1 protein-coding gene is annotated in these 8,681 nt (G+C 46.8%); it reads left to right on the top strand.

The genetic code is table 11. The annotated features are described in order from the left end of the window. A partial coding sequence (locus ACTPNM_RS00005) for a hypothetical protein (RefSeq protein WP_440120103.1) occupies positions 1–8,681 on the top strand: 8,681 nt, incomplete at both ends.

Genomic DNA, 8,681 nt, shown 5'->3' with positions numbered 1-8,681 from the left:
TAGCAGCAACAGGAACAGGTATCCAGTGGTATGCAGCTTCAACTGGCGGAACGGCATTAGCTAGTACGGTTGCTTTAGTAGATGGAACAAGCTACTATGCAACACAGACCGTAGGCGGATGTGAGAGTGATACAAGATTTGAAGTAACAGCAACAGTAAGTGATCCAGCAGCACCAACAGGAACTGCAGCACAGAGTTTCTGTTCAATCGATAGTCCAACAGTAGCAGACTTAGCAGCAACAGGAACAGGTATCCAGTGGTATGCAGCTTCAACTGGCGGAACGGCATTAGCTAGTACGGTTGCTTTAGTAGATGGAACAAGCTACTATGCAACACAGACCGTAGGCGGATGTGAGAGTGATACAAGATTTGAAGTAACAGCAACAGTAAGTGATCCAGCAGCACCAACAGGAACTGCAGCACAGAGTTTCTGTTCAATCGATAGTCCAACAGTAGCAGACTTAGCAGCAACAGGAACAGGTATCCAGTGGTATGCAGCTTCAACTGGCGGAACGGCATTAGCTAGTACGGTTGCTTTAGTAGATGGAACAAGCTACTATGCAACACAGACCGTAGGCGGATGTGAGAGTGATACAAGATTTGAAGTAACAGCAACAGTAAGTGATCCAGCAGCACCAACAGGAACTGCAGCACAGAGTTTCTGTTCAATCGATAGTCCAACAGTAGCAGACTTAGCAGCAACAGGAACAGGTATCCAGTGGTATGCAGCTTCAACTGGCGGAACGGCATTAGCTAGTACGGTTGCTTTAGTAGATGGAACAAGCTACTATGCAACACAGACCGTAGGCGGATGTGAGAGTGATACAAGATTTGAAGTAACAGCAACAGTAAGTGATCCAGCAGCACCAACAGGAACTGCAGCACAGAGTTTCTGTTCAATCGATAGTCCAACAGTAGCAGACTTAGCAGCAACAGGAACAGGTATCCAGTGGTATGCAGCTTCAACTGGCGGAACGGCATTAGCTAGTACGGTTGCTTTAGTAGATGGAACAAGCTACTATGCAACACAGACCGTAGGCGGATGTGAGAGTGATACAAGATTTGAAGTAACAGCAACAGTAAGTGATCCAGCAGCACCAACAGGAACTGCAGCACAGAGTTTCTGTTCAATCGATAGTCCAACAGTAGCAGACTTAGCAGCAACAGGAACAGGTATCCAGTGGTATGCAGCTTCAACTGGCGGAACGGCATTAGCTAGTACGGTTGCTTTAGTAGATGGAACAAGCTACTATGCAACACAGACCGTAGGCGGATGTGAGAGTGATACAAGATTTGAAGTAACAGCAACAGTAAGTGATCCAGCAGCACCAACAGGAACTGCAGCACAGAGTTTCTGTTCAATCGATAGTCCAACAGTAGCAGACTTAGCAGCAACAGGAACAGGTATCCAGTGGTATGCAGCTTCAACTGGCGGAACGGCATTAGCTAGTACGGTTGCTTTAGTAGATGGAACAAGCTACTATGCAACACAGACCGTAGGCGGATGTGAGAGTGATACAAGATTTGAAGTAACAGCAACAGTAAGTGATCCAGCAGCACCAACAGGAACTGCAGCACAGAGTTTCTGTTCAATCGATAGTCCAACAGTAGCAGACTTAGCAGCAACAGGAACAGGTATCCAGTGGTATGCAGCTTCAACTGGCGGAACGGCATTAGCTAGTACGGTTGCTTTAGTAGATGGAACAAGCTACTATGCAACACAGACCGTAGGCGGATGTGAGAGTGATACAAGATTTGAAGTAACAGCAACAGTAAGTGATCCAGCAGCACCAACAGGAACTGCAGCACAGAGTTTCTGTTCAATCGATAGTCCAACAGTAGCAGACTTAGCAGCAACAGGAACAGGTATCCAGTGGTATGCAGCTTCAACTGGCGGAACGGCATTAGCTAGTACGGTTGCTTTAGTAGATGGAACAAGCTACTATGCAACACAGACCGTAGGCGGATGTGAGAGTGATACAAGATTTGAAGTAACAGCAACAGTAAGTGATCCAGCAGCACCAACAGGAACTGCAGCACAGAGTTTCTGTTCAATCGATAGTCCAACAGTAGCAGACTTAGCAGCAACAGGAACAGGTATCCAGTGGTATGCAGCTTCAACTGGCGGAACGGCATTAGCTAGTACGGTTGCTTTAGTAGATGGAACAAGCTACTATGCAACACAGACCGTAGGCGGATGTGAGAGTGATACAAGATTTGAAGTAACAGCAACAGTAAGTGATCCAGCAGCACCAACAGGAACTGCAGCACAGAGTTTCTGTTCAATCGATAGTCCAACAGTAGCAGACTTAGCAGCAACAGGAACAGGTATCCAGTGGTATGCAGCTTCAACTGGCGGAACGGCATTAGCTAGTACGGTTGCTTTAGTAGATGGAACAAGCTACTATGCAACACAGACCGTAGGCGGATGTGAGAGTGATACAAGATTTGAAGTAACAGCAACAGTAAGTGATCCAGCAGCACCAACAGGAACTGCAGCACAGAGTTTCTGTTCAATCGATAGTCCAACAGTAGCAGACTTAGCAGCAACAGGAACAGGTATCCAGTGGTATGCAGCTTCAACTGGCGGAACGGCATTAGCTAGTACGGTTGCTTTAGTAGATGGAACAAGCTACTATGCAACACAGACCGTAGGCGGATGTGAGAGTGATACAAGATTTGAAGTAACAGCAACAGTAAGTGATCCAGCAGCACCAACAGGAACTGCAGCACAGAGTTTCTGTTCAATCGATAGTCCAACAGTAGCAGACTTAGCAGCAACAGGAACAGGTATCCAGTGGTATGCAGCTTCAACTGGCGGAACGGCATTAGCTAGTACGGTTGCTTTAGTAGATGGAACAAGCTACTATGCAACACAGACCGTAGGCGGATGTGAGAGTGATACAAGATTTGAAGTAACAGCAACAGTAAGTGATCCAGCAGCACCAACAGGAACTGCAGCACAGAGTTTCTGTTCAATCGATAGTCCAACAGTAGCAGACTTAGCAGCAACAGGAACAGGTATCCAGTGGTATGCAGCTTCAACTGGCGGAACGGCATTAGCTAGTACGGTTGCTTTAGTAGATGGAACAAGCTACTATGCAACACAGACCGTAGGCGGATGTGAGAGTGATACAAGATTTGAAGTAACAGCAACAGTAAGTGATCCAGCAGCACCAACAGGAACTGCAGCACAGAGTTTCTGTTCAATCGATAGTCCAACAGTAGCAGACTTAGCAGCAACAGGAACAGGTATCCAGTGGTATGCAGCTTCAACTGGCGGAACGGCATTAGCTAGTACGGTTGCTTTAGTAGATGGAACAAGCTACTATGCAACACAGACCGTAGGCGGATGTGAGAGTGATACAAGATTTGAAGTAATAGCAACAGTAAGTGATCCAGCAGCACCAACAGGAACTGCAGCACAGAGTTTCTGTTCAATCGATAGTCCAACAGTAGCAGACTTAGCAGCAACAGGAACAGGTATCCAGTGGTATGCAGCTTCAACTGGCGGAACGGCATTAGCTAGTACGGTTGCTTTAGTAGATGGAACAAGCTACTATGCAACACAGACCGTAGGCGGATGTGAGAGTGATACAAGATTTGAAGTAACAGCAACAGTAAGTGATCCAGCAGCACCAACAGGAACTGCAGCACAGAGTTTCTGTTCAATCGATAGTCCAACAGTAGCAGACTTAGCAGCAACAGGAACAGGTATCCAGTGGTATGCAGCTTCAACTGGCGGAACGGCATTAGCTAGTACGGTTGCTTTAGTAGATGGAACAAGCTACTATGCAACACAGACCGTAGGCGGATGTGAGAGTGATACAAGATTTGAAGTAACAGCAACAGTAAGTGATCCAGCAGCACCAACAGGAACTGCAGCACAGAGTTTCTGTTCAATCGATAGTCCAACAGTAGCAGACTTAGCAGCAACAGGAACAGGTATCCAGTGGTATGCAGCTTCAACTGGCGGAACGGCATTAGCTAGTACGGTTGCTTTAGTAGATGGAACAAGCTACTATGCAACACAGACCGTAGGCGGATGTGAGAGTGATACAAGATTTGAAGTAACAGCAACAGTAAGTGATCCAGCAGCACCAACAGGAACTGCAGCACAGAGTTTCTGTTCAATCGATAGTCCAACAGTAGCAGACTTAGCAGCAACAGGAACAGGTATCCAGTGGTATGCAGCTTCAACTGGCGGAACGGCATTAGCTAGTACGGTTGCTTTAGTAGATGGAACAAGCTACTATGCAACACAGACCGTAGGCGGATGTGAGAGTGATACAAGATTTGAAGTAACAGCAACAGTAAGTGATCCAGCAGCACCAACAGGAACTGCAGCACAGAGTTTCTGTTCAATCGATAGTCCAACAGTAGCAGACTTAGCAGCAACAGGAACAGGTATCCAGTGGTATGCAGCTTCAACTGGCGGAACGGCATTAGCTAGTACGGTTGCTTTAGTAGATGGAACAAGCTACTATGCAACACAGACCGTAGGCGGATGTGAGAGTGATACAAGATTTGAAGTAACAGCAACAGTAAGTGATCCAGCAGCACCAACAGGAACTGCAGCACAGAGTTTCTGTTCAATCGATAGTCCAACAGTAGCAGACTTAGCAGCAACAGGAACAGGTATCCAGTGGTATGCAGCTTCAACTGGCGGAACGGCATTAGCTAGTACGGTTGCTTTAGTAGATGGAACAAGCTACTATGCAACACAGACCGTAGGCGGATGTGAGAGTGATACAAGATTTGAAGTAACAGCAACAGTAAGTGATCCAGCAGCACCAACAGGAACTGCAGCACAGAGTTTCTGTTCAATCGATAGTCCAACAGTAGCAGACTTAGCAGCAACAGGAACAGGTATCCAGTGGTATGCAGCTTCAACTGGCGGAACGGCATTAGCTAGTACGGTTGCTTTAGTAGATGGAACAAGCTACTATGCAACACAGACCGTAGGCGGATGTGAGAGTGATACAAGATTTGAAGTAACAGCAACAGTAAGTGATCCAGCAGCACCAACAGGAACTGCAGCACAGAGTTTCTGTTCAATCGATAGTCCAACAGTAGCAGACTTAGCAGCAACAGGAACAGGTATCCAGTGGTATGCAGCTTCAACTGGCGGAACGGCATTAGCTAGTACGGTTGCTTTAGTAGATGGAACAAGCTACTATGCAACACAGACCGTAGGCGGATGTGAGAGTGATACAAGATTTGAAGTAACAGCAACAGTAAGTGATCCAGCAGCACCAACAGGAACTGCAGCACAGAGTTTCTGTTCAATCGATAGTCCAACAGTAGCAGACTTAGCAGCAACAGGAACAGGTATCCAGTGGTATGCAGCTTCAACTGGCGGAACGGCATTAGCTAGTACGGTTGCTTTAGTAGATGGAACAAGCTACTATGCAACACAGACCGTAGGCGGATGTGAGAGTGATACAAGATTTGAAGTAACAGCAACAGTAAGTGATCCAGCAGCACCAACAGGAACTGCAGCACAGAGTTTCTGTTCAATCGATAGTCCAACAGTAGCAGACTTAGCAGCAACAGGAACAGGTATCCAGTGGTATGCAGCTTCAACTGGCGGAACGGCATTAGCTAGTACGGTTGCTTTAGTAGATGGAACAAGCTACTATGCAACACAGACCGTAGGCGGATGTGAGAGTGATACAAGATTTGAAGTAACAGCAACAGTAAGTGATCCAGCAGCACCAACAGGAACTGCAGCACAGAGTTTCTGTTCAATCGATAGTCCAACAGTAGCAGACTTAGCAGCAACAGGAACAGGTATCCAGTGGTATGCAGCTTCAACTGGCGGAACGGCATTAGCTAGTACGGTTGCTTTAGTAGATGGAACAAGCTACTATGCAACACAGACCGTAGGCGGATGTGAGAGTGATACAAGATTTGAAGTAACAGCAACAGTAAGTGATCCAGCAGCACCAACAGGAACTGCAGCACAGAGTTTCTGTTCAATCGATAGTCCAACAGTAGCAGACTTAGCAGCAACAGGAACAGGTATCCAGTGGTATGCAGCTTCAACTGGCGGAACGGCATTAGCTAGTACGGTTGCTTTAGTAGATGGAACAAGCTACTATGCAACACAGACCGTAGGCGGATGTGAGAGTGATACAAGATTTGAAGTAACAGCAACAGTAAGTGATCCAGCAGCACCAACAGGAACTGCAGCACAGAGTTTCTGTTCAATCGATAGTCCAACAGTAGCAGACTTAGCAGCAACAGGAACAGGTATCCAGTGGTATGCAGCTTCAACTGGCGGAACGGCATTAGCTAGTACGGTTGCTTTAGTAGATGGAACAAGCTACTATGCAACACAGACCGTAGGCGGATGTGAGAGTGATACAAGATTTGAAGTAATAGCAACAGTAAGTGATCCAGCAGCACCAACAGGAACTGCAGCACAGAGTTTCTGTTCAATCGATAGTCCAACAGTAGCAGACTTAGCAGCAACAGGAACAGGTATCCAGTGGTATGCAGCTTCAACTGGCGGAACGGCATTAGCTAGTACGGTTGCTTTAGTAGATGGAACAAGCTACTATGCAACACAGACCGTAGGCGGATGTGAGAGTGATACAAGATTTGAAGTAACAGCAACAGTAAGTGATCCAGCAGCACCAACAGGAACTGCAGCACAGAGTTTCTGTTCAATCGATAGTCCAACAGTAGCAGACTTAGCAGCAACAGGAACAGGTATCCAGTGGTATGCAGCTTCAACTGGCGGAACGGCATTAGCTAGTACGGTTGCTTTAGTAGATGGAACAAGCTACTATGCAACACAGACCGTAGGCGGATGTGAGAGTGATACAAGATTTGAAGTAACAGCAACAGTAAGTGATCCAGCAGCACCAACAGGAACTGCAGCACAGAGTTTCTGTTCAATCGATAGTCCAACAGTAGCAGACTTAGCAGCAACAGGAACAGGTATCCAGTGGTATGCAGCTTCAACTGGCGGAACGGCATTAGCTAGTACGGTTGCTTTAGTAGATGGAACAAGCTACTATGCAACACAGACCGTAGGCGGATGTGAGAGTGATACAAGATTTGAAGTAACAGCAACAGTAAGTGATCCAGCAGCACCAACAGGAACTGCAGCACAGAGTTTCTGTTCAATCGATAGTCCAACAGTAGCAGACTTAGCAGCAACAGGAACAGGTATCCAGTGGTATGCAGCTTCAACTGGCGGAACGGCATTAGCTAGTACGGTTGCTTTAGTAGATGGAACAAGCTACTATGCAACACAGACCGTAGGCGGATGTGAGAGTGATACAAGATTTGAAGTAACAGCAACAGTAAGTGATCCAGCAGCACCAACAGGAACTGCAGCACAGAGTTTCTGTTCAATCGATAGTCCAACAGTAGCAGACTTAGCAGCAACAGGAACAGGTATCCAGTGGTATGCAGCTTCAACTGGCGGAACGGCATTAGCTAGTACGGTTGCTTTAGTAGATGGAACAAGCTACTATGCAACACAGACCGTAGGCGGATGTGAGAGTGATACAAGATTTGAAGTAACAGCAACAGTAAGTGATCCAGCAGCACCAACAGGAACTGCAGCACAGAGTTTCTGTTCAATCGATAGTCCAACAGTAGCAGACTTAGCAGCAACAGGAACAGGTATCCAGTGGTATGCAGCTTCAACTGGCGGAACGGCATTAGCTAGTACGGTTGCTTTAGTAGATGGAACAAGCTACTATGCAACACAGACCGTAGGCGGATGTGAGAGTGATACAAGATTTGAAGTAACAGCAACAGTAAGTGATCCAGCAGCACCAACAGGAACTGCAGCACAGAGTTTCTGTTCAATCGATAGTCCAACAGTAGCAGACTTAGCAGCAACAGGAACAGGTATCCAGTGGTATGCAGCTTCAACTGGCGGAACGGCATTAGCTAGTACGGTTGCTTTAGTAGATGGAACAAGCTACTATGCAACACAGACCGTAGGCGGATGTGAGAGTGATACAAGATTTGAAGTAACAGCAACAGTAAGTGATCCAGCAGCACCAACAGGAACTGCAGCACAGAGTTTCTGTTCAATCGATAGTCCAACAGTAGCAGACTTAGCAGCAACAGGAACAGGTATCCAGTGGTATGCAGCTTCAACTGGCGGAACGGCATTAGCTAGTACGGTTGCTTTAGTAGATGGAACAAGCTACTATGCAACACAGACCGTAGGCGGATGTGAGAGTGATACAAGATTTGAAGTAACAGCAACAGTAAGTGATCCAGCAGCACCAACAGGAACTGCAGCACAGAGTTTCTGTTCAATCGATAGTCCAACAGTAGCAGACTTAGCAGCAACAGGAACAGGTATCCAGTGGTATGCAGCTTCAACTGGCGGAACGGCATTAGCTAGTACGGTTGCTTTAGTAGATGGAACAAGCTACTATGCAACACAGACCGTAGGCGGATGTGAGAGTGATACAAGATTTGAAGTAACAGCAACAGTAAGTGATCCAGCAGCACCAACAGGAACTGCAGCACAGAGTTTCTGTTCAATCGATAGTCCAACAGTAGCAGACTTAGCAGCAACAGGAACAGGTATCCAGTGGTATGCAGCTTCAACTGGCGGAACGGCATTAGCTAGTACGGTTGCTTTAGTAGATGGAACAAGCTACTATGCAACACAGACCGTAGGCGGATGTGAGAGTGATACA

It is taken from the genome of Tenacibaculum sp. Ill (assembly GCF_051938915.1).
GTDB lineage: Bacteria > Bacteroidota > Bacteroidia > Flavobacteriales > Flavobacteriaceae > Polaribacter > Polaribacter larymnensis.
Note: the sequence above shows the minus strand (reverse complement) of the source record. Positions and strands in the feature narration are given on the sequence as shown.